The organism is Micromonospora echinofusca (genome assembly GCF_017614955.1).
GTDB classification, from domain to species: domain Bacteria; phylum Actinomycetota; class Actinomycetes; order Mycobacteriales; family Micromonosporaceae; genus Micromonospora; species Micromonospora echinofusca_A.
This window is the reverse complement of sequence record NZ_WVUH01000002.1, coordinates 82844-103884: the sequence shown is the minus strand read 5'-3', so window position 1 is coordinate 103884 and position 21041 is coordinate 82844. Positions and strand designations below refer to the sequence as shown.

Below are 21041 nucleotides of genomic sequence, written 5' to 3'. Positions count from 1 at the left end.
CCGGGGAGGGGGTCGCAGCCGGTGCCGGGGTGCCGTTGGGTGCGGGTACCCCGGACGCGGTCACACCCGGCGCGGGACTCGGCGGGCAGATCGGCTTCAGGTTCGGGTTGGCCGGGTCGTCGTTGGTCAGTTCGGCGAGACGCCGCTCGGCGTCCGGCTCGCTCTTGGCCTGGATGCCCTGCTTGACCTGCTCCTGGGCGGCGGCGGTGAGGTCGTCGAGCTCGGCCGCACTGGTCGTGTGGACGCTGGACAGGTCCAGCCCGGCGATCTGCCCCGGCACGCCACGGAAGACGGCGAGCTGGCCGTCCTCGGTGGCCCCGACGTAGTACTGCCGCTGGGTGTAGCTCCAGCCACCCCACAGGCCGGCGCCCAGCAGACCGAGCAGCACCACCAGGAGCAGCGCGGTGCGGACCGGTCGGCGACGGGGGCGGTCGTCGTCGTCCCGGCCGGGCGCAGGGGCCGGCTCGGGCGCCGCCGGGCGGGGCGCGGAGAGCGCGGAGGCCCGGGCCGCCGGGGTGGAGCGGTCGGCGGAGGTCGCCATGCCCCGGTCCCGGGCGGCGGCCCCGCCCACGATCGGGGCGGCCTCCACGATGTCCTGGTCGGTGGCGTCCGCGATGACCACGGTGATGTTGTCCGGGCCACCGCCGCGCAGGGCGAGCTGCACCAGCCGCTCGACGCACTGCTGCGGGTCGGCGTACTCCCGCATGGTCTCGGCGATCGTCTCGGCGCTCACCACGCCGGAGAGCCCGTCGCTGCAGATGAGGTAGCGGTCGCCGGGCAGCACCTGACGGACGGAGTACTCCGGGTCGATGTCCCGCCCGTCGAGGGCCCGGGTGAGCAGCGAGCGCTGGGGGTGGCTGCTCGCCTCCTCCAGGCTGATCCGACCCTCGTCGACGAGCATCTGGACGTACGTGTCGTCCTTGGTGATCTGGGAGAACTCGCCGTCACGCAGCAGATAGGCGCGGGAGTCCCCGATGTGCACCATCCCGATCTTGCTGCCGGAGAAGAGGGTCGCGGTCAGCGTGGTGCCCATCCCCTCCAGCTGCGGGTTGGCGTCCACGGTGTCCCGCAGCTGCTGGTTGGCGGTGTCCACGGCCGAGCGCAGCGCATCGACGAGCGCATCACCGGGAACGTCCTCGTCGAGTGGCGCCAGTGCGCCGATGACGATGTTGCTGGCGACGTCACCGGCGGCCATGCCGCCCATGCCGTCGGCGACGGCGAGCAGCCGCGGCCCGGCGTAGACGGAATCCTGGTTTCCGTCTCGGATCAGACCGCGGTCGCTGTGGGCCGCATAGCGCAGGGTCAGTGTCATGGCCGTAATTCGAGAGAAGTGCGGCCGATCCGGATCGGCACGCCGAGGGGGACGGGGGTTGGTCCGGTGACCTTAGCGCGATCCAGATAGGTGCCGTTAGTCGAGCCGAGGTCTTCGACGAACCACTGCCCCGCCCGGGGGACCAGCCGGGCGTGGCGCGCGGAGGCGTAGTCGTCGGTGATGACGAGCGTCGAATCCTCTGCCCGGCCGATGGTTATCTGGGCTTCGCCGAGGGTGATCCGGGTGCCGGCGAGCTGACCGGCGGTGACCACCAGCTGGTGGGCGGCCCGGCCCCGCTTGACCTTCGCCGGTTTGGCGGCCGCCTGCCCCGTCGAGGCCCCGACGGCGCGGGGTGCCGCGACCAGCCGGTTGGACCTGGCCCCGGCGAAGAGATCCCGACGGATCACTCCCACCACGGTGAACACGAAGATCCACAGCAGGATGAGGAAGCCGAAGCGCGCGACGGTTATGACGAGAGGGGGCAAGTCGCTTAACCGTCCACGCGGAACGTCAGGGTGGTCGTCCCCAGCTGGATCATGTCGCCCGGGTTGAGCGCCACGGCCGACACCCGCTGGCCGTTGACCATGGTCCCGTTGGTCGAACCGAGGTCGGTCAGCACCACCTGGCCACCGTCGAAGTCGAGCCGGGCGTGTCGCCGGGAGATGCCGACGTCCGGCAGGCGCAGGTTGGCCTGGTCGCCACGGCCGATCACCGTGGAGCCCATCTGGAGCGGGTACGTCCGGCCGTCGCCGGAGACCAGCCGGACGTTGCGGGCGCCACCGTGGCCGGGCGGAGGGCCGTAGCCGCCACCCTGGTCGTACGCCGGGTAGGCGGGCGGGGCGTCGTAGCCGGGACCGGAGACCGGGGCGACCTCCCCGCCGGTGTAGACCTCGGCGGTGACCCGGAACATGCCGGTGTCCAGCCCCTCGCCGCGCTCGATCTCGACGATGACGTCCCCGTACACGGTCCACGCCTGCTCGCCGATGAACTCCGCCTGCGACTGGGCCAGTTCCTGGGCCAACGCCGCGGCGTACGGCGCCAGCCGGCTGTGGTCGTACGGCGAGAGATCGATCACGTAGCGGTTGGGCACCAGGGTGCGCCCACCAGCCAGGATGGCCTTGTGCGCCTCTGCCTCCCGCTGCATGGCGTTGAGGATCTCCACGGGGTGGACGACCCCCTTGAAGACCTTGGCGAAGGCCCCCTCAACCAGGCCTTCCAGACGCTTCTCGAAGCGTTGCAGCACGCTCACCGGCTCCTCCTCGGGTCCCGAGGACATGATGGTATCCGGCCGTCGCTCGCGCAGCTCACACGCCGCTCGGCCGCCTGTCACCGGCCCGTTCCACCGGGCCGCTCATGTCGTGCTACTCTTCCCTCCGCCGCGAACGAGCGATCTTTCGCAGCAGAGGCTGGGGACAGCGTAATATGTCCGGGCACCCCCCACTAAGGGGAGGGATCGGGACAGATTACACTGATCCTGGTCAAGCCACGGGGAAGTGGCGGAATGGCAGACGCGCACGGTTCAGGTCCGTGTGCCCGAAAGGGCGTGGGGGTTCAACTCCCCCCTTCCCCACCAGAGTCGAAGGGCTCCGCAGAAACGCGGGGCCCTTCCTTCGTTCCGGGTCACGCTCGCGGGGGCGTTATGCTCCGGTGGTTCCTGCCTCCCCCCAGACCCAGGAGTGGCGTGTGGCTGTCGCGTTGGTGACCGGATCCGGTGGCCTGATCGGCTCCGAGGCGGTCCGGCATTTCGCCGGTCTCGGCCTCGATGTCGCCGGCATCGACAACGACATGCGGCAGGCATTCTTCGGCGCCGAGGCGTCCACCGCGTGGAACGTGCAGCGGCTCGCCGCCGACCTCGGTGGGGCGTACACGCACCACAACGTCGACATCCGGGACCGGGAGGCGCTGGCGGCGATCTTCCGGCGGTACGGCCGGGACATCGCGGTGGTGATCCACACCGCCGCACAGCCGTCCCACGACTGGGCGGTCCGGGATCCCTACACCGACTTCGACGTCAACGCCGGTGGCACGCTGAACGTCCTGCAGAACGTGCGGGAACACTGCATCGAGGCGCCGGTGATCCACTGCTCCACCAACAAGGTGTACGGCGACCGGCCGAACAGCCTCCCCCTGGTGGAACTGGAAACCCGCTGGGAGATCGAGCCGGGCCACCCGTACGAGCAGGGCATCCGGGAGGACATGTCGATCGACTCCTGCCTGCACTCGATCTTCGGCGCGTCCAAGGTCGCGGCGGACGTGATGGTGCAGGAGTACGGCCGCTACTTCGACATGCGGACGGCCTGTTTCCGGGGTGGCACCCTGACCGGGCCGGCGCACTCGGCCACCGAGCTGCACGGCTTCCTCGGCTACGTGATGCGCGCCAACATGGAGGGCCGGACGTACCGGATCTTCGGGTACCAGGGCAAGCAGGTCCGCGACGCGATCCACAGCTCCGACGTGGTGTCGGCGTTCGAGGCGTTCTTCCGCAACCCCCGGTCGGCGGCGGTCTACAACCTGGGCGGCGGTCGGCACTCCAACACCTCCAACCGGGAGGCGTTCACGCTGGCCGAGCGGATCACCGGCCGGGAGATGGTGACCGAGTACGTGGAGGAGAACCGGATCGGCGACCACAAGTGGTGGATCGGCTCGAACGAGGCGTTCCAGGCCGACTACCCGGAGTGGAAGCAGGTCTACGACGTACCGATGATCATGCAGGAGATCTACGAGGCCAACGTCGACAAGTGGGTGCCCGGAGCATGACCACGCAGACCAAGCGGAACGTCCTCGGCGTCCTGGTCGACGCGACCGACTACGCGGCAGCCACCGAGCAGGTCGTGGCGGCGGCACACCAGCGGCGTCCGCTGGCGCTGACCGCGCTCGCGGTGCACGGGGTGATGACCGGCGTACTCGACCCGGCGCACAACGCCCGGCTCAACTCGTTCGACGTGGTCACCCCGGACGGACAGCCGGTGCGCTGGGCGCTCAACCTGCTGCACGGCGCGGGGCTCACCGACCGGGTCTACGGCCCGACCCTGACGCTGCACGTGCTCTCCCGGTTCGCCGACGAAGGGCTGCCGGTCTATCTCTACGGGTCGACCGAGGAGACCCTCTCCCGGCTCATCCCGGCGTTGGAGCGGATGTTCCCGGCCCTGAAGATCGCCGGCGTGGAGCCGTCGAAGTTCCGGTCGGTCCAGCCCGGCGAGGCCGCCGAGATCGCCGACCGGATCCGGGCCAGCGGGGCCCGGCTCGTCCTGGTCGGCCTGGGCTGCCCGCGCCAGGAGGTCTTCGCGTACGCCATGCGACCGCTGCTGGACATGCCGCTGATGGCGGTCGGTGCCGCGTTCGACTACCACGCGGGCCTGCTGCGCAAGCCGCCGCCGTGGATGCAGCGGGCCGGGCTGGAGTGGTTCTGGCGGCTCGGACTGGAACCGAAGCGGCTCTGGCGCCGGTACGTGATCCTCAACCCGGCCTATCTGGCCCGGTTGGCCGCCCAGAAGACCGGCCTGTGGAAGGCGGCTCCGCCCGCCCCGGCCAGCGAACTGCCGGCCAGCTTCTCGGTCTGACGACGCGTCGACGACCGCCGGGCGGGTGACCGCGCGGCGGTCGTCCGCGTCACCGGCCGGCGGTCGTCGACACCACCGGCCGGCGTCCGGACGTTAGGAAGGGCCCCTTCCTATACCGAAAGCGATAAGAAGGGGCCCTTCCTTGCATTCACCTAGAGGTTCAGGGACCAGGTGTTGATGTAGCCGGTGTCACCGGAGAAGAGGTCCCGGACCTGGAGCTTCCAGGTGCCGTTGGCCGCCTCGCCGGAGACGTTGACGGTGTACGTGGTGTCCACGTTGTCGGCGCCGTCGAAGAGGGCGTAGTTCTTCAGCCGGTACGCCGAGCCGTCCGGTGCGATCAGGTCGATGACCAGGTCACCCCGGTAGGTGTGGACGATCTTCACGGCCACGGTCGAGGTGGCGGAGGCGTTCCGGTCGCAACCGCTGATCACGATCGAGCTGCTGATCGCGGCGGCGGTGTCCGGGATGGCCACGTCGGTGTCGTTGGTGCCGGAGCAGCTACCGCCACCGGAGCCGGTCACCGTCAGCGAGTAGGTCGCGGTACGGCTGCCCGAGGTGCCGGTACCCGTGACGGTCACCGGGTAGGTGCCGGGCGGGGTGCTGGCCGACGTGCTGATGGTGAGGGCGGAGGAGCCACCCGAGGTCACCGTGGCCGGGTTGAACGAGGCGGTCGCCCCGCTCGGCAGGCCGCTCGCGGAGAGGCTGACCGACTGGGCCGACCCGTTGGTGGTGGCGGTCGCCACGGTCGCGGTGACCGAGCCGCCCGGCGCGGTCGAGCCGGAGTTCGGCGAGACCGAGACGGAGAAGTCGTCGGTCGGCGGGGTGCCGTCGTTGACGACGTACAGCAGCTTGTTCGGCGAGCCGGTGCCGGGGTTGGTCACCACGCCGTTGGTGGCGTTGTTGACCAGGTAGTCCCGGACCTGCTGCGGCGTCCAGGACGGGTTGGCGCTGGCCACCAGGGCCGCCGCGCCGACCACGTGCGGGGTCGCCATCGAGGTACCGCTGATGGTGTTGGTGGCGGTGTCGTTGGTGTTCCACGCCGAGGTGATCGACGAGCCCGGGGCGAAGATGTCCAGGCAGGTACCGATGTTGGAGAAGGAAGACCGGGCGTCGGTGTTGGTGGTCGAGCCGACGGTGATGCCCTCGGCCGTCCGGGCCGGCGAGGTGTTGCAGGCGTTGCCGCCCGAGTCGTTACCGGCGGCCAGGCCGTAGGTGACACCCGAGTTGATGGAGTTGCGGACGGCGGTGTCCACCGAGGCGTCCGCGCCGCCGCCGAGGCTCATGTTGGCCACGGCCGGCTTCTGCGCGTTGGCGGTCACCCAGTCGATGCCGGAGATGACCCCGGCGTAGGTGCCGCTGCCCTGGCAGTTGAGCACCTTGACGGCGACGAGGCGGGCACCCTTGGCGAGGCCGTACGCGTTGCCGCCGACGGTCCCGGCGACGTGCGTCCCGTGCCCGTTGCAGTCGGTGTTGTTGGTGTCGACCGTGTTCGTACCCCAGGTCGCCCGGCCGCCGAAGTCGCTGTGCGAGGTCCGGATGCCGGTGTCGATGATGTAGGCGGTGACGTTGCTCGCCGTGTTCGGGTACGTGTAGGAGTTGTCGAGCGGCAGGGCCCGCTGGTCGCTGCGGTCCAGACCCCAGGACGGGGTCGGGCTCTGGGTACCGGTGATGCTCACCGTGTGGTTCTGCGACACCCAGGCGACGTCGGGGCTGGCGGCGATCCGGGCGGCCGCCTTGGCGCTCGCCTTGATCTCGAAGCCGCGCAGCGCGGCGGAGTAGGTGCGTGCCACCGTGCCACCATGCCGGGTGACCAGGTCCTGCGCCGTGGTACCGACCCGGGCGGAGCTGACCGCGGTGTCCTTGAAGACGACGATGTAGCTGTCCGCCACGGCCGTGGCACCACCCGCGGACCGGATGGTCCCGGTGGGCTCGGCCGCCATGGCCGGGGTCGCCGCAGCCGCCATACCCAAGGCGGCCACGCCCACCAGAATCGACCTGTACGGGAGACGCATCTCCCTACCTCCCCTCCGACCGGCACGCGCGTCCGCCCCGGAAAGGAAGCGGATCGACGATGGCCGATCAAGGGGAGGCTATCTCTTTAGATCGACATAAATAAACATGCCGAAACTTCCATACTGTACGGAGGATGACCCCTCACGTACCGTCGGTACCGGCGGGCCTCCCCTAGTGGTCGGCTGTCCGGGTACGCCGGGGGCCCGGCCCGGATTCGGCGGAGCCGGCGAAGGGCAAGAGTGAGGCCATGCAGACCTCACTGGCCATGGTGCTCCCGGTGGCCGCGCTCTGGTCGGTCGCCGGCGTACTGGCCGACCGGCTGCCCGGGCTGGACCGGGCCCGCACGCTACGTCACCGTACCGGCTGGTTGCTGGGCCTCGTCCTCGCCGCCCTGGCGGGCACGGCGACGGTCGTGGCGGCCGGGCTGGGCACGACGGATCTCACCCCGGCCGACCGGGCGGGCGCCGCACTGGCGGTACCGGCGATCCCGGCCGCCGTGGTAGCCCTGTCGACCCTCCGCCGACTGGGCCGGATCCGGGCCGGTGCCGGGGCCTTCGCCGCCGCACCCGGCACCCCCGCACCACCCAGCCTGCGGATCGGCGCGGCACACCCCATGATCGGCCTGCCGGTCCAGGTGACCGCGCTGTTCTGCGCCCTCGCCCTGATCCCCGCGAGCCGGCCGGGAGCGGCCCTGACCACCGGGCCGGGTGGGCTGGTCCTGAGCCTGCTTGCGGTGGGTGTCCTGGCGATCGGGGTACGGCACGCCCTGCGGCACAGCCGCCTCACCGAACTGGCGGCTCCCGCCGGAGCGGCGTCACCTCCCGCGACCGGTGCCCTGCACGTATAGCAGTTCCAGAATCGCCCGGGTCGCCTCGAACCACCGGTCGAGCCACCCGGGCGGCGGAACGCTCCCCCTCGGCGGCAACTCCAGCAGCAGACCACGGAGCAGGGGATGATCCGCAAGCGGTGGGGTCACCTCACCCCAACCCCCGCTGGCGAAGGAGGGCTCGGCCAGCGTGCCCGGGTCGAGTGACGGCAGACTGAGCGGCGCCGGCGGCGGCTCGGCCAGTTCCAGGGCCGGCGGGGCGGAATCACGGCCACCACCGTCACTGTCCGTCGAGACCACCTCGGTGAGCACGCTGTCCCGACGGGCACCCCGGTACTTTCCGCCGAAGCGCTCCGGCTTACCGGAGCCGTTGCCCAGATTGTCTGACCCGATCGTCATCCGTCTCGCCTGCCTCGTGTGAGTTGCGGACCCCTGCCACGGGTTGGCCGGCCATGCCGTACCGAGACGTACAACGAGGCAGACGGGAACTGGCGACGGGCCGCTGCCAGGGATGTCCGCCCCGGTACGCGGACCGGACCCGGACGGCAGACGTGGCCCGGACGGCAGACGTGGCCCCGACCGGTTCCGGAACCGGTCGGGGCCACGCCCAGGTTTCCTGCTGCCCCGCACGCGGGTCAGGCCAGGTCGAACTCGCCGTCCTTCGTGCCGCCTACGAAGGCGTCCCACTCGTCCGGGGTGAAGATCAGGGCGGGTCCGGTCGGGTTCTTGGAATCGCGTACCGCGATCCCTCCGGTAACGAACGCCACCTCCACGCAGTTGTCACAATTGGGCCCGCTACGCGAGCTCTTGAACCACGCTGCGTGCGTCAGGTCCACGAGGGACCCTTTGGTCGGCACTTCCACAACGGCTCCTCTGCCATTTTTGCGATGAGAGCTATGGACTCATCCGGGCGAATGGCCGCTGCTCGAATATGGTCGAAGATGAAGATGTACTTCTGAAGCTCGTCGCTCTTCTCCAGGAAGAGCCCACCCGTGGCATTCTCGGCGTACACCACATCCGGATCACCGGCTTCGGGGAAGTCGAGGATGGCAAAACTGCCGTCCATGCCGGCATGGGCCCCGACTTCGAAGGGCAGAAGCTGAATCGTCACATTCGGTAGATTGGCCGTCTCCACCAGATGCCTCAGCTGGGCACGCATCACCGCGTCCCCGCCCACCGGCCGGCTCACCACCGCTTCATCGAGCACCACCCACAGATCGATCGGATCGTCCTGGCTCAACAACGACTGGCGCCCCAAACGGACACGCACCATCTGATCGATCTGTCCGGCAGAAATATCCGTTCGGGCGCCGAGGATCATCGCCTTGGTGTACTCCTCCGTCTGGAGGAGACCCGGAACCACCTGCTGCTCGTATGCCCGGATGGAACTGGCCGCCGCCTCCAGACCGACATAGGCGCCGGTCAGCACCGTGCTGTACGGATGCCACCAGCCCTTCTGCCGGGCCTCACGCGCGATCTGGACCAGTTCCTCGCTCTCCTCGTCGCTGACGCCGTAGATCTGCAACATGTCGCGTACGTCACGTGGGGTGGCACTGGTGTGGCCGGTCTCGATCCGGGAGATCTTCGAGGCGGAGCACTCCAGGTGTTCGGCCACCACCTCGATGGTGATGCCGGCGGCCTCCCGCTGCCGACGGAGCTCGGCTCCCAGTCGACGTCGACGGATGGTGGGACTGCGGCGCTCCGTCACCGGCCCATCGCCCCGTTCTGGAATGCGGGGCTCGCAGGCTCGCTCGTCGCACTCACCAGTCACCTCCGGGTCGCGTGTGGTCGGGCGCCCGCCGAGGGCGCGACCGTCGAGCGGCGGGCGATCATCGCGGCAGGTGCTACCGAACCTCGGCCGGGCCGCAACGGCGAAACCGGCGTCCAGTGTGCCGTCCGGGACAGGTGGGCATCAACCACTCTTCGGCCTTCAGACCGCCCAACAGCAAAAGCCCACTTGCAACTTGCACCAAACCACTCGTCTGATGCACGCTGTCCGTATGGCTCGGGTGACTCAGCGTTTCGGTTCTCCGGGTCGGCGGGACGCCGCCGACCCCTGCGGGACGCGTGGTGCCCGGGTCGTGCACACCACCACCTAGACGTGCGCCGGGGTTGAATGACCCCGCTGCCGGAGGCCGGACGGCTCCGGCGACGGGAGCGGTGCCCCTGTGCAGGACGGGTGTTGGCCGGGCGCGGACGCCACCAGCAACGCCCCGGCCAACACCCACCCACCGGACTGATCGCCGGACGGCAGAATCCCGCCGGCACGCCGATGCCCCGACAGACCTCTCGCCGGTGCCTTCACCGGCCAATCCTCGTAGGAGCCGATGTGCCTCCCCGCTCAGGTGACGTACTGCACGTGACTCGCGCAGCCAGCGTGCAGTTCGTCAAGCCGATCCTCTTCCGGGTCATCCGGATCCTCGACTGGGTCACCTACGACGGCTGGGTGTGGCTCGAAGGGTACGAACTGAACCCGACCGGGGAGGCGGTCAGCCGCCGTTCGATCTTCGTGCAGCTCGCCGGCCTGCGTACCCTCCGCTCGGCGCCGGAGCCGCGCCCGCACACCGTCCGGCCGCGGCGGCCGGTCGCCAGGACGCCTGTCCGGGTCGGTTAGGGCGGTCGGCCAGGGCGGGCCGGCCGGCGGACCGCCCTGGTGAGCACGTCGAATCGGCGGCCGACAGTCGTCGGAGGCCATAGACTCGACAGTGCCCACCCCGGCAGGAACACCGCGTGGTCCGGACCCAGAACCTGGGATGGCCATGTTCAGAGAGTCCGCCGCACGCCCGCGCCCCACACCCCGTCTGCTCATCATCGGCGGGTTGCTCGTCCTCATCGGTGTCACCGCCGGAGCGGTGGCCGCACCGGAGGTCGGTCCCGCACATCCACCCGCGCCAGCCGCGCCCCTGGCCACCCGGCCACTGGAGGCCCCGGCGTCGGTCCCGGACGCCGTCGGTCCGTCCGAACCGGGCGGGTCCGTCGACACGGGCGTACCCGCCGACGGGCCAGCCGCCGCACTGTCGGCTACCGGTCCCCGCCCCCGCCCGGAACCGGTCGACCTCTCCCGGTCACTGGTCCTCTCGGGTCTCGTCGGACTGACGATCTCCCTGGTGGGGTTGGTGCTGGTGGGACACCGCCGTCGGCTCTGGTGACCGCCCGGCGTGCCGCCTGTCCGGTGACCGCCCGACGTGCCGCCTGTCTTCCGGTGACCGCCCGACGTGCCGCCTGTCTTCCGGTGACCGCCCGGCGTGCCTTCCTGCTCAGGTCAGCGGGTCGACCGGGGGACGCTCGGCGAGGTGCTCGGCTCCAGGGTCGGACCGACCCGGGGGACCGCGACGATCAGGGTGATCTCCTCGTCCTCCGGTAGCGGTTCACCCGGCCCCGGCTCGGTGGCGACCACCGTGCCGGGCGGCCGGTCCGATTCCCGGGTACGGATCCGGTAGTCGAGGTCGAGCCGTTCGAGCACCGCGACCGCCTGTTCCCGGGTGAGCCCGACCAGTGGTGGAACCTGTGCGGGTGCGGCGGTGGTGGGCGACGCCGCAGTCGTCTGCGGGGCGGTGGGCTGACCGGCGGTCTCCGAAGGCTCGTCGGAGGGCGCGGCCGGTGCGGTGGGGGACGGCGGACCGGTCACCGAGGGTGCGACCGTCGGCAACGGTGACGGACCCGGGTCCCGCTGCGTCGAACGGACGATCAGCCAGACGCCGAAGCCCAGCACCCCGAGCAGGAGCATCGCCACGATCCCGACGACGATCGGCAGCCACCAGCGCCGATCCGACTGGTCCTGGTCGACGTACCAGTCACCCGGGCCGCCATCGTCGGCCGGCTGCGGTGGCCGGACCTCGGCCCGCCCCGACCAGGGTGCCGGGTGGGAGGAGGCCCCGTCGTCGGGCTGCCCGCCCGGGGGGATGCGCTGCGTCCGGTCCGTGTCGCCGGCTCCCGGTGGGGCGATCCGCTGGGTCCGGTCCGTGTCGTCCGGGACCGGCGGTGGGATGCGCTGCGTCCGGTCCGCCCCCGGCGCGGGTCGTGGCTGTTCCGGTGGATCCTGACGATCGTCGCCCATGGCGCGTCCTCTCCACGGGGCCGGCGCCCCTGGCCCCACCACCCAAACTTAACCGCAGCAGGGACGACGGGCCGGAATCGAGCGCCCGGCCCCGGCGTGTCCGGAGTCAGTAGGTGGGGCTGGGACCGGCGGTGGGCACGGCGGGTGAGGCACTGCCGCAGACGATCTCGACCTGGTCGTTCCACCGGGCCTCGGCGTCCGCAGCCGGGTCCTGCCCGTGCACCGTTCCCTGCCGGCCGGAGGCGTACCGGGGATAGAGGCCCGCATCGACCAGTTTCTGCGCGGCCTCCGCACACCCGTCTCCGGAGAGGTTCGGTACCCGCACGACCGGCGCCGCCCCGGCCACGAAGAGTTGGACCGTGTCACCCGGACGCACCGGTGCCCCGCTGGCGGGCTCGGTCCGCTGCACCGCCCGACTGGCACCGTCGGACCCGAAGACCAGCCGCCAACCGAGCCGGCGTTTCCGCAGCTCGGTACGGGCCTGCTCGAAGTCCTTGCCCACCAGGTCGGGCAACTGCGCTCCGGCGTTGCCGGTGGTCTGCTGCGCAGCCGGGGTGCTGGGCCGACCGGTGGTCGGTCGGGGCGTACGCGGGGTCGGGCCGGTGGCCGGCGGGGCGTTGGCTGCCGGGGCGTTCCCGGCATCCGCAGCGGGTCGTCCGGTTTCCCCGGTGGCGAGCAGGTGACCGCCGAGCGCCCCGAGCGTGGCCAGCACGACGAATGCGGTGGCCGAACCCACCACCAGTTTTCCCCGACCGGACCGCCGGACCGGCACTCCCGACCGGTCCGTGTCACTCTGATCCATCTATGACCTCCGCGTCACCATGGCGACCGTACCGGCCACCGGCAACGGGCGTGGACCAGCCTCGCACGGGTCGCCCACCGGTCGGGGGACGGCTACGCTGCCCGGCATGGCCGTACGAGGCTGGGGAAGGCCGGTCGGGACAGCGACCGGGGTGGCGGCTGCTGCGGGAGCCGCCCAGCTCGGCCTGGGTTACGGGCTGGGCATCGTCACCTGGCTGCCCCCGACCGATCCGGCCGGGTCGACGGCCTGGGTGCAGGCTCTGGCCTGGGCCGTCTGGGTGGCTGCCACGTCGACGGTCGCCGGGGCGCTGGCCGCCGGCCGGTTGGCCGGCAATCTCGGGGTCGACCAACCGGCACCGGGTACGCACCGACCGGTGGGCCGCCCCGGTCGACCGGTACTCGCCCTCGCCTCGGCGGTCGGTGCACTGGTCACCGTCGTCCTGCTCGCCGTACCGGCCCGGACCGCCGACGGCACGACGGCGGCACCCGCCCAGACCGTCGTGGGTGCGCACGCCCTGCTCGGCGTACTCCTGGGTCTGGTCGCGGCGTACTGGGTACTCACGTCACCGGCTGCTGCCCGCAACCTGGCCGGCACGATGGCCTGGATCTGGGCACTGGCGGTGACCGGGGTGGTGGTCCGGGTCGCCGGTGGGGAGCCGGCGGGCGGTCCGCTGGCCACCTGGCCCGCAGGCCCCGCCGACCGGTGGTACCGCGACATCGGTTACTGGCCGGACGCGGCGCTCTCCCTCGGTGCCGCCCTGCTGATCGGGATGGTCGCCGCGCGGAAGGCGTCCCGGTACCCGGCCGGCCGGGTGGGTACGGCCGGTTCCGGGGCTGCCGGCCCGCTGTTGGTGGCGGTCGCCTATCTGCTGACCACGCCGGCTCTGGCCGGGCTGCCGGCCGAGCTGCGCTCGGCGCACCTGGTGGCGCCCTGGGCGGTCCTTGCCGGGCTGGCCGGCTCGACCCTGGTGGCGGCGCTGGCCCAGCGGAGTGAGCAGCGGGCGAAGTTGGTACCGGACACTGGTCCAGCGCCGGTGACCCTGCCGGAGCCCGGGCCGGTCACCACCCCTGAGCCGGACGTCGAACCGGTGCCGGACGCGGTGCCCATGCCGGAGGCTGGGCCGGTCGCCGCCCCTGAACCGGACGCGGCGCCGGCCGATCCGCCCGCTGCCCGTCCGGTCGTGCCGCGCCCGCGTACCCGCCGGTCGAAGTCCGCAGCCACGCCGACCGGTACAGCTCCGACGGACGCGGCGGAACCAGACCGTCCTGGTGGACCCTGAACTCCTGCACCGCCCGACCGGACCGGATCCGCACACCACGCTGCGGGAGGGCCGGCCGGGTCGGAGGGCTCACCCCACCGGCCAGGTGTGCACCGGCTCGTTGGTCCGTTGCAGCTCGCCGTAGCGCCTGAGCATGTCGTGCAGTGCGGCCTGCCGGTCCAGTCCGGCGTGCCGTTCGGCCGCCCACACCGCCTCCGTCTGCCACACCGCTCCGTTGCGGCCGGTCCGGCACCGTCCCTCGATCACACCGAGCAGCCGGTCCCGGTGCTCGGCCGCGACCCCGAACCGGTCGAGCCCGTTCGCCGCACGCGGCAGCAGCACGTCGAGCACCAGGTCGGTGGCGCGTACCTCACCGAGCCGGGGCCAGTGCAGGACGGCGTCGATGCCCCGCCGGGCCGCTGCGTGGAAGTTCTCCTCGGCGGCACTGAAGCTGAGCTGACTCCAGATCGGCCGGTCGCCCTCGGCGAGATCCCGGGCGAGTCCGAAGTAGAAGGCGGCGTTCGCCAGCATGTCGACCACGGTCGGCCCGGCCGGTAGAACCCGGTTCTCCACCCGCAGGTGCGGGCGGCCGTTCATGATGTCGTAGACCGGCCGGTTCCAGCGGTAGACCGTGCCGTTGTGCAGGCGCAGTTCCCCCAGGGTGGGTACGCCGCCACCGTGCAGCACCTCGGCCGGGTCCTCGTCGTCGCAGATCGGCAGCAGCGGCGGGAAGTAGCGGACGTTCTCCTCGAACAGGTCGAAGATCGAGGTGATCCAACGTTCCCCGAACCAGACCCGGGGGCGTACCCCCTGCGCCTTGAGCTCGTCCGGCCGGGTGTCGGTGGCCTGTTCGAAGAGCGCGATCCGGGTTTCCGCCCAGAGCTGCCGCCCGTACAGGAAAGGGGAGTTCGCCCCGATCGCCACCTGCACCCCGGCGATGGCCTGGGAGGCGTTCCAGTAGTTGGCGAAGCTGTCCGGGGCGACCTGGAGGTGGAACTGGAGGCTGGTGCAGGCAGCCTCGGGGGCGATCGAGTCGGTGTGCGTCTGCAACCGTTCCACACCCCGGATGTCCAGCTCGATGTCCTCACCCCGGGCCGCCACGATCTGCTCGTTGAGCACCCGGTACCGCTCGTTGGTGGAGAGGTTGTCGGCCACCAGGTGGTGCTCGGTGAGGGTGGGCAGGATACCGATCAGGATGATCGCGGCGTCGGACCTGCCGGCCCGCTCGTCGGCCCGGTGCAGACTGCCCCGGAGGTCCTGCTCGTAGTCGGCGAACCCGCCGCCCTCGATCAGCCGGGGGCTGGCGTTCAGCTCCAGGTTGAACTGCCCCAGCTCGGTCTGGAAGTTGGGGTCGGCGATGTCGGCCAGGATCTGGTCGTTGCGCATGGCGGGCTCGGCGGCGCCGTCGATCAGGTTGAGCTCGATCTCCAGTCCGGTGGTGGGCCGGTCCGCGTCGAAGCCGAAGTCGTCGAGCATGAGCGCGAAGACGTCGAGACACCGGCGGACCTTCTGCCGGTAGCGGATCCGATCCTCTCGGGAGAAGGCGCCCTTCGCGACGTCCCTACCCATGTGCCCTCCCGGAGCGAGGCGGCCGACGATACAACAGTACGGTCGTACCGTGACGCTTGTGAATATCTGCGGTGACCGGGACGACCGGAACCTCCATACCCAGCACGACGCCCCAGGTACCGGGGGCGCCGGTAGCTGGGGCGTCGCGCACGTCACTCGGGAGCGGATCAGGCCGCCTGACGGATGGCCTCACCCTCGATCTCGATCTTGATCTTCTTGCCGACGACCACGCCACCGGTCTCCAGCGCCACGTTCCAGGTCAGCCCGAAGTCCTCACGGTCGATCTCCGTGCTGGCCGAGAAACCGAAGATGTCCTGGCCGTACGGGCTGCGCCCGACACCCTCGAACTCGACCTCAAGGTCGACCTCACGGGTGACGCCCTTGATGGTCAGCTCCCCGCTGAGCACGAACTCGTTGCCGTCGCGGGACTTGACCCGGGTGCTGCGGTACTCCAGGGTCGGGAACTTCTCGGCCTCCAGGAAGTCACCGCTGCGCAGGTGGTTGTCCCGGTCGTTCTGGCCGGTGCTGATGCTGGCAGCCTGGATGGTGGCGGCGACGGACGACTGGAGCGGGTCCTCGGCAACGGTGATCGTCGCGGTCGCCTCGGCGAACTCGCCGCGCACCTTGCTGACCATCATGTGCCGGACCACGAAGCCGACCCGCTTGTGCGCCTGGTCGAGCAGGTAGGTGCCGGCCGCCGGGATGGTGAGGCCGTCCCACTCGCGGGTAACGGATTCGATGCCGCTGGTCATGTTGCTGCCCTCCGGGAGAGATGGTTCAGATACCCAATGGCTGTTGAAGCAACTTTAGCCGAAGCAATATTCCTCCTGTCAAGTACTGCTAGGATGAACCGGTGACCAGGAACGTGTTCGACGACCCCCGCATCACGGCTGTCGGCCTGCTCTTCGAGACGCATGCCGGGCTCTCCGCCCGGTTCGCCGCGCAGTACGAGGAGCACGGCCTGTCGCAGGTGGAGTTCGAGGTGCTCATGCGACTGTCGCGGTCACCCGGCAACCAGCTCCGCATGACCGACCTCGCCGCCCAGACCTCCCTCTCCACCAGCGGCGTGACCCGTGTCGTGGACCGGATGGAACGGGACGGACTGCTCTGCCGGCGGGCCTGCCCGTCCGACCGGCGCAGTTCCTACGCCGTGGTCACCGAAGCCGGGCTCCGGCGACTCGACGAGACGCTGCCGGGCCACCTGGAGATCATCGAGCAGTGGTTCACCGGTCAGCTCACCGCCCGCGAGTTGACCGCACTGCTCGACGGCCTCCGCAAGGTCCGCGACGCGGTACACCCGGGCGCCACCGCAGGCAGCACCGAGCCGGTACCGGACGCCTGACGCCCGGATCCGCTGCGCCGGCTCAACGCCCGACGTCCGAGCGGTGCACGACGCCCCGACACGCCCAGGCGGCACGCGGGCGCCATGCGGGTGAACCGGACACGACCGGCAGAAGTTCCGGCAGAACCGATCCCGGGATGGCATGAATGCCCATCCAATGGACAAAACGGTCGGCTAACGCCAGTTAACCTGCATCAGCGGCAACGCACCGGGGGGTGGTGGCGCGGGCGACGGGCGAGGGGTTGGACAGGGGGCTCGCCGCCCGCGCCACCTCGAACCCCAGGACGACCGCGCCGGACCATCCCGAGCCGGCCAGCGGGCGAGCGGCGATGGCCGGTTCACCCTGCTGACCGGGGACGTCCTCAACGACTCGCCGCAGCAGCCACAGCGAACCACTCCGCCGCCCGCGCCAGTTCACCGCGACGCAGCGCAAGACATCCCTCGACCGCCGCGTCGACCGCCGCCACGGGTAACGCGCCCGCCTCGGCGGCAGGTGGAGCATCGGCCGCCGGGACAGACGCAGCATCGGCGGTCAACCCGGACGGTGCGCCGGAGAGCGACTCGGTGAGCAGGGCCACCGCCTCGGCCAGCCGAGCGTCCGGGGCCGTTTCGTCGTACCGGCGGGCGAGCCGCTCGACCTCGGCCAACTCCATTCGGGCCAGGGACCGCAGCCGCGCATCGCCGCACCGGGCCGCCAGCCGGCCCACCACGGCCAGTCGGCGCCGGGCAGCCCGCAGGTCACCGACCCGGACATCCCGCCGACCCAGTTCGAGCTGGACCATCGCCACGTCCCGGTTCCGGCCGGCACCGGCAGCCAGGGCCAGTGCCGCCTCACCATGGGCACGGGCCTCGTCGTACCCGCCTGCGGCGGTCAACAGCGCGCAGAGCACCGTACGGGCGGCCACCTCGCCCGGCAGATCGCCGAGCCGCTGGTACCCGGCCAACGCCTCCCGCACCGCCGGCACCTCGTCGGTACCCGCCCCGTGCTCCGCGGCCAACCGGGCCACGCCCAGTCGGGCGTCGGCGCGTACCCGGGGATCGGCGTCGGCGGTACGCGGGTCGTCCAGCAACCGACGCAGCCACCGCCGGCCGAACACGTCACGCCCACGGAAACCCCACCAGCGGGACAGGGCGGCGGCCAGCGCCAGCGCGGTGTGCGGATCGTCGTTCGCGGCATGGCTCAATGCGGTGGACAGGTCGGGACTGACCTCGTCGAACCGGCACACCGCCGACGCCGGATCGGCACCGGCCAGCTCCGGTGCGGTCCGGGTGGCCCACCGGGTCAGCACCACGGCGTGCCGGCGCCGGACCACGGTCGCCTCACCGCCGATGGTGGCCTGCTCGGCGGCGAAGTCCCGCACCACGTCCAGCAGCCGGAACCGGAACTCCCCGGAACCCCGTACGCTCAGCAGGCCGAGTTCGAGCAGGCGGTCCAGCAGCGCCACCAGGTCGGTACCGGTGGCGAGCAGTTCCTCGGCGAGCGTCAGGGACCAGCGGTTACGGAATGCGGACAACTCCCGTAGGGCCCGCTGCTCGTCCGGCGCCAACAGGTGGTAGCTGGCCGCCACCTCGTCCCGCATCGTCACCGCTGTCGCCGGACGGGGAGCCGTCGCCGTGGCCAGGTCGAGTACCCGGTCGCCGTACCGGTCGAGCATGTCGTTCAGGTCGAGGATCCGCCCCCGGGCAGCGACCAGTTCGATCGCCAACGGCAGTCCACCGAGCCGGCGGACGAGGAGACCGAGCGCCGCCAGTTCGTCCGTCCGGGGCGGTTCCCGGCGTACCTGCCCGAGCCGGGCCAGGAAGAGCCGGACCGCCGGGTAGCCGGCCAGTTGGTCGAGGTCCACCGGGGTACCGGCACCCGGTGCCCCGGTCACCCCGTCGGGCGGGGGTACGTCCAACGGGGTGACCGGCCAGACCCGCTCGCCGGGCAGACCGACCGGGTGCCGGCCGGTGGCGAGTACCCGTAGACCGGGCAGGTGACCGGTGAGCCGGGTGAGCGCCTCGGCCACCGGACCCGGGGCCCGCTCCACGGCGTCGATCACCAGCAGCGCGGGAGCCTCCCCGAGCCGGTCGACGAGTTCCGCCGGGCGGGCCGCCCCGAACACCCCGGCGACCGCGGTGAGCACGTCCCCGACGTCGGAGCCCTCACCCACCAGGACCCCGGCGCGGTGCGGTACCGGTACCGCCCGGGCGACCGCGAGGGCCAGGGCGGTCTTCCCTACGCCGGCCAATCCGACCAGACTGACCACGGTCGGTGGTTGCCGGTCCGGTGCCGGGGCGAGCAGGTCCACCACTCCGGCGACCTCGTCGTCCCGGCCGATCAGTTCGGTGGCGGGCGGCAACTGGCCGACCGGGCCGGTGGCGGATGATGCCCGGTCGACCGGCCCGGCCGGGGGTGGCATCCGGCTGGCCGATCCGTCGGCCGGCGCCGGGCTGCGGTGACCCCGCGCGGCCGCCAGCAGGACGGCCCGGTCGGCTGGCGCAAGTTGGAGCGCGGCTGCGAGCAACTCCACGGTCGTCCGCTGTGGCCGTACCGATCGGCCGCGTTCCAGGTCACGGACGGTGCGGACCCCGACGCCGGCCCGGCTGGCCAGTTCCGCCTGGGTGAACCCGGCGGCAAGCCGATGCCCGAGCAACAGCTCCGGCAGACCGGACCGACCCTGCCCGCGATCATGATCCGGAGTCATGGGCAGGAAGGCTACGGAGGGCGACCGACATCCGGCAGGACTACGTCGTCCTACCGACCGGTACCGGTTCGGATATCCGACACGGAGCCCCGCCGGACGCAGGCTGCGCCCGAGCGGGGTCCGGCCCGACGAGGGTGACGCGAGAGGACGCGCCACCTACGACACGGTCCGTCGACTGTGTACCAAAGAGGTTGCGGGCGCCCTGTCGAGCTGCCGACCGGGCAGGCACCGCCGCACCGGGCCAGCACCACCCGACCAGAGCAGCACCACCCTGCTAGAGCAGCACCACCCGGCCGGACTGCTCCGTCTGTGCCAGCAGCTCGACAGGGATCAGAAGCCACCCATCGTCCCGGTCCGGGAGGCGCGAAGCCGGCGCTACGGCTCCGGAACGGTCACCGCCACCCCGACGGTCGCTGTCGGGAGCTACAGCCCGAGATCCCGAGCGATGATCATGCGCTGCACCTCGGAGGTACCCTCGCCGATCTCCAGGATCTTCGAGTCCCGCCAGAACCGGGCCACCGGGTACTCGTTCATGAAGCCGTACCCGCCGTGGATCTGGGTCGCCTCCCGGGCGTTGTCGACCGCGACCGTACTGGCGTGCAGCTTCGCGATCGCCGCCTGGCGCTTGAAGTTCTCACCCGCCAGCATCCGGGCCGCCGCGTCGTAGTACGCCAGCCGCGCGGTGTGCGCCTTCAGCTCCATGTCCGCGATCTTGAACTGGATGGCCTGGTAGTTGCCGATCGGCTGGCCGAAGGCGTGCCGCTCCTTCGCGTACTTCAGCGACTCGTCCACGCAGCCCTGGGCGAGACCCACCGCCAGGGCGGCGATGGCGATCCGCCCCTCGTCGAGGATCCGCAGGAACTGCGCGAAGCCCCGGCCACGCTCGCCGAGCAGGTTCTCTGCCGGGACCCGGCAGTCGTCGAAGGTCAACTCGTGGGTGTCCGACGCGTTCCAGCCGACCTTCGAGTAGCCGGGCGCCACCGTGAAACCGGGCGTACCGGACGGCACGATGATCGTGGACAGTTCCTTCGACCCGTCCGGCCGGATGCCGGTCACCGCAGTCACCGTCACCAGTGCGGTGATGTCGGTACCGGAGTTGGTGATGAACGCCTTCGAGCCGTTGATGACCCACTCGTCACCGTCGAGGACCGCCCGGGTCTGGGTACCGCCGGCATCCGAACCGGTCCCCGGCTCGGTCAGGCCGAACCCGGCCAGTGCCTCCCCACTGACCAGCCTCGGCAGCCAGCGTTCCTTCTGCTCGGGAGTACCGAAGCGGTAGATCGGCATGGCGCCGAGCGAGACCGCCGCCTCCAGGGTGATCGCCACACTGGAGTCCACCCGGGCCAGTTCCTCCAGGGCCAGGCAGAGCGCGAAGTAGTCGCCGCCCATGCCGCCGTGCTCCTCGGGGAAGGGGAGCCCGAACAGCCCCATCTTGCCCATCTGGCGGACCACCTCGTACGGGAAGGTGTGCTTCTCGTAGTGCTCGGCGATGACCGGCGCGACCACCTCGCGGGCGAAGTCCCGCACGCTGGACCGGAGCGCCTCGTGCTCCTCGGTGAGCCGGAAGTCCATCGGGTACCTCTTCCTCCTGTACGGATCGGTCCCGGTTGGCGCT

General features: G+C 71.2%; 19 protein-coding genes, 1 tRNA gene and 1 pseudogene. 8 read left to right on the top strand and 13 right to left on the bottom strand.

What is annotated here, in order from left to right:
• The 3 genes from GSF22_RS00890 to GSF22_RS00880 all read right to left on the bottom strand — a co-directional run.
• Positions 1-1312 (bottom strand): PP2C family protein-serine/threonine phosphatase (locus tag GSF22_RS00890; protein WP_208810669.1); only part of this gene is annotated, 1312 nt, incomplete at its 3' end.
• Complete coding sequence (locus tag GSF22_RS00885; protein ID WP_208810667.1) at positions 1309-1797, bottom strand: FHA domain-containing protein FhaB/FipA; 489 nt, start codon at positions 1795-1797, stop codon at positions 1309-1311. The genes GSF22_RS00885 and GSF22_RS00890, both read right to left, overlap by 4 nt.
• A 5-nt stretch (positions 1798-1802) precedes the next feature.
• Complete coding sequence (locus tag GSF22_RS00880) at positions 1803-2588, bottom strand: FhaA domain-containing protein (RefSeq protein WP_208810665.1); 786 nt, start codon at positions 2586-2588, stop codon at positions 1803-1805.
• Between the two features lie 211 nt (positions 2589-2799).
• On the opposite strand from GSF22_RS00880, the gene GSF22_RS00875 reads away from it, so the two are divergent.
• The 3 genes from GSF22_RS00875 (at position 2800) to GSF22_RS00865 (ending at position 4872) form a co-directional block, all read left to right on the top strand.
• A tRNA-Leu gene (locus GSF22_RS00875) sits at positions 2800-2885 on the top strand.
• A gap of 110 nt (positions 2886-2995) precedes the next feature.
• A complete protein-coding gene (locus GSF22_RS00870) occupies positions 2996-4069 on the top strand; it encodes an NAD-dependent epimerase/dehydratase family protein (protein WP_208810663.1) in 1074 nt (357 codons plus the stop codon).
• Positions 4066-4872, top strand: a complete 807-nt coding sequence (locus GSF22_RS00865; protein ID WP_208810656.1) for a WecB/TagA/CpsF family glycosyltransferase — start codon at positions 4066-4068, stop codon at positions 4870-4872. Before GSF22_RS00870 ends, GSF22_RS00865 begins: the two co-directional genes overlap by 4 nt.
• Before the next feature lie 152 nt (positions 4873-5024).
• Here the strand turns inward: GSF22_RS00865 and GSF22_RS00860 are convergent, their stop codons facing one another.
• Entirely contained in the window at positions 5025-6884 is a 1860-nt protein-coding gene (locus GSF22_RS00860) for a S8 family peptidase (RefSeq protein WP_208810654.1), read from the bottom strand.
• A 248-nt stretch (positions 6885-7132) separates the two neighbouring features.
• On the opposite strand from GSF22_RS00860, the gene GSF22_RS00855 reads away from it, so the two are divergent.
• Positions 7133-7732, top strand: coding sequence for a hypothetical protein (locus GSF22_RS00855; protein ID WP_208810652.1), 600 nt, complete (start codon positions 7133-7135; stop codon positions 7730-7732).
• Here GSF22_RS00855 and GSF22_RS00850 read toward each other — a convergent pair.
• From GSF22_RS00850 to GSF22_RS00840, 3 genes are all read right to left on the bottom strand, one after another.
• On the bottom strand, positions 7700-8110 hold the full coding sequence (locus GSF22_RS00850; protein ID WP_208810650.1) for a hypothetical protein: 411 nt from the start codon (positions 8108-8110) through the stop codon (positions 7700-7702). The genes GSF22_RS00855 and GSF22_RS00850 overlap by 33 nt on opposite strands.
• Positions 8111-8346: 236 nt before the next feature.
• Positions 8347-8568 carry a DUF397 domain-containing protein gene (locus tag GSF22_RS00845; RefSeq protein ID WP_439957724.1) on the bottom strand — a complete coding sequence of 74 codons (222 nt, stop codon included), beginning with the start codon at positions 8566-8568 and terminating at the stop codon, positions 8347-8349.
• The gene (locus GSF22_RS00840; RefSeq protein WP_208810646.1) at positions 8538-9419 is read right to left on the bottom strand and encodes a helix-turn-helix domain-containing protein; all 882 of its coding nucleotides are present in this window, start codon (positions 9417-9419) and stop codon (positions 8538-8540) included. The genes GSF22_RS00845 and GSF22_RS00840 overlap by 31 nt, the downstream gene beginning before the upstream one ends.
• A gap of 621 nt (positions 9420-10040) precedes the next feature.
• On the opposite strand from GSF22_RS00840, the gene GSF22_RS00835 reads away from it, so the two are divergent.
• Positions 10041-10325 carry a hypothetical protein gene (locus tag GSF22_RS00835; protein ID WP_208810645.1) on the top strand — a complete coding sequence of 95 codons (285 nt, stop codon included), beginning with the start codon at positions 10041-10043 and terminating at the stop codon, positions 10323-10325.
• Between the two features lie 139 nt (positions 10326-10464).
• Positions 10465-10860 carry a hypothetical protein gene (locus GSF22_RS00830; protein ID WP_208810683.1) on the top strand — a complete coding sequence of 132 codons (396 nt, stop codon included), beginning with the start codon at positions 10465-10467 and terminating at the stop codon, positions 10858-10860.
• Between the two features lie 113 nt (positions 10861-10973).
• Here the strand turns inward: GSF22_RS00830 and GSF22_RS00825 are convergent, their stop codons facing one another.
• Both GSF22_RS00825 and GSF22_RS00820 read right to left on the bottom strand, forming a co-directional pair.
• Positions 10974-11768, bottom strand: a complete 795-nt coding sequence (locus GSF22_RS00825; protein ID WP_208810643.1) for a PASTA domain-containing protein — start codon at positions 11766-11768, stop codon at positions 10974-10976.
• A 106-nt stretch (positions 11769-11874) separates the two neighbouring features.
• Entirely contained in the window at positions 11875-12570 is a 696-nt protein-coding gene (locus GSF22_RS00820) for a PASTA domain-containing protein (protein ID WP_208810641.1), read from the bottom strand.
• A gap of 106 nt (positions 12571-12676) precedes the next feature.
• Between GSF22_RS00820 and GSF22_RS00815 the strand changes: the two genes are divergently transcribed.
• The gene (locus tag GSF22_RS00815) at positions 12677-13849 is read left to right on the top strand and encodes a hypothetical protein (protein WP_208810639.1); all 1173 of its coding nucleotides are present in this window, start codon (positions 12677-12679) and stop codon (positions 13847-13849) included.
• Positions 13850-13918: 69 nt separating this feature from the next.
• Here the strand turns inward: GSF22_RS00815 and GSF22_RS00810 are convergent, their stop codons facing one another.
• Complete coding sequence (locus GSF22_RS00810) at positions 13919-15397, bottom strand: glutamate--cysteine ligase (RefSeq protein ID WP_208810638.1); 1479 nt, start codon at positions 15395-15397, stop codon at positions 13919-13921.
• A 167-nt stretch (positions 15398-15564) separates the two neighbouring features.
• Positions 15565-16149, bottom strand: a complete 585-nt coding sequence (locus tag GSF22_RS00805) for a YceI family protein (protein ID WP_208810636.1) — start codon at positions 16147-16149, stop codon at positions 15565-15567.
• Between the two features lie 101 nt (positions 16150-16250).
• Between GSF22_RS00805 and GSF22_RS00800 the strand changes: the two genes are divergently transcribed.
• A complete protein-coding gene (locus tag GSF22_RS00800) occupies positions 16251-16739 on the top strand; it encodes a MarR family winged helix-turn-helix transcriptional regulator (protein ID WP_208810634.1) in 489 nt (162 codons plus the stop codon).
• Between the two features lie 380 nt (positions 16740-17119).
• Here the strand turns inward: GSF22_RS00800 and GSF22_RS00795 are convergent.
• Positions 17120-19426: pseudogene (locus tag GSF22_RS00795) on the bottom strand (ATP-binding protein); the annotation flags it as partial.
• Between the two features lie 423 nt (positions 19427-19849).
• Complete coding sequence (locus tag GSF22_RS00790) at positions 19850-20998, bottom strand: acyl-CoA dehydrogenase family protein (protein WP_208810631.1); 1149 nt, start codon at positions 20996-20998, stop codon at positions 19850-19852.
• Positions 20999-21041 lie beyond the last annotated feature (43 nt).

Coding starts and splice junctions, on each gene's coding strand:
- GSF22_RS00825 (WP_208810643.1), bottom strand. CDS start 11,768: ATGGGCGACGATCGTCAGGATCCACCGGAACAGCCACGACCCGCGCCG.
- GSF22_RS00830 (WP_208810683.1), top strand. CDS start 10,465: ATGGCCATGTTCAGAGAGTCCGCCGCACGCCCGCGCCCCACACCCCGT.
- GSF22_RS00860 (WP_208810654.1), bottom strand. CDS start 6,884: ATGCGTCTCCCGTACAGGTCGATTCTGGTGGGCGTGGCCGCCTTGGGT.
- GSF22_RS00855 (WP_208810652.1), top strand. CDS start 7,133: ATGCAGACCTCACTGGCCATGGTGCTCCCGGTGGCCGCGCTCTGGTCG.
- GSF22_RS00865 (WP_208810656.1), top strand. CDS start 4,066: ATGACCACGCAGACCAAGCGGAACGTCCTCGGCGTCCTGGTCGACGCG.
- GSF22_RS00790 (WP_208810631.1), bottom strand. CDS start 20,998: ATGGACTTCCGGCTCACCGAGGAGCACGAGGCGCTCCGGTCCAGCGTG.
- GSF22_RS00850 (WP_208810650.1), bottom strand. CDS start 8,110: ATGACGATCGGGTCAGACAATCTGGGCAACGGCTCCGGTAAGCCGGAG.
- GSF22_RS00815 (WP_208810639.1), top strand. CDS start 12,677: ATGGCCGTACGAGGCTGGGGAAGGCCGGTCGGGACAGCGACCGGGGTG.
- GSF22_RS00810 (WP_208810638.1), bottom strand. CDS start 15,397: ATGGGTAGGGACGTCGCGAAGGGCGCCTTCTCCCGAGAGGATCGGATC.
- GSF22_RS00805 (WP_208810636.1), bottom strand. CDS start 16,149: ATGACCAGCGGCATCGAATCCGTTACCCGCGAGTGGGACGGCCTCACC.
- GSF22_RS00820 (WP_208810641.1), bottom strand. CDS start 12,570: ATGGATCAGAGTGACACGGACCGGTCGGGAGTGCCGGTCCGGCGGTCC.
- GSF22_RS00880 (WP_208810665.1), bottom strand. CDS start 2,588: ATGTCCTCGGGACCCGAGGAGGAGCCGGTGAGCGTGCTGCAACGCTTC.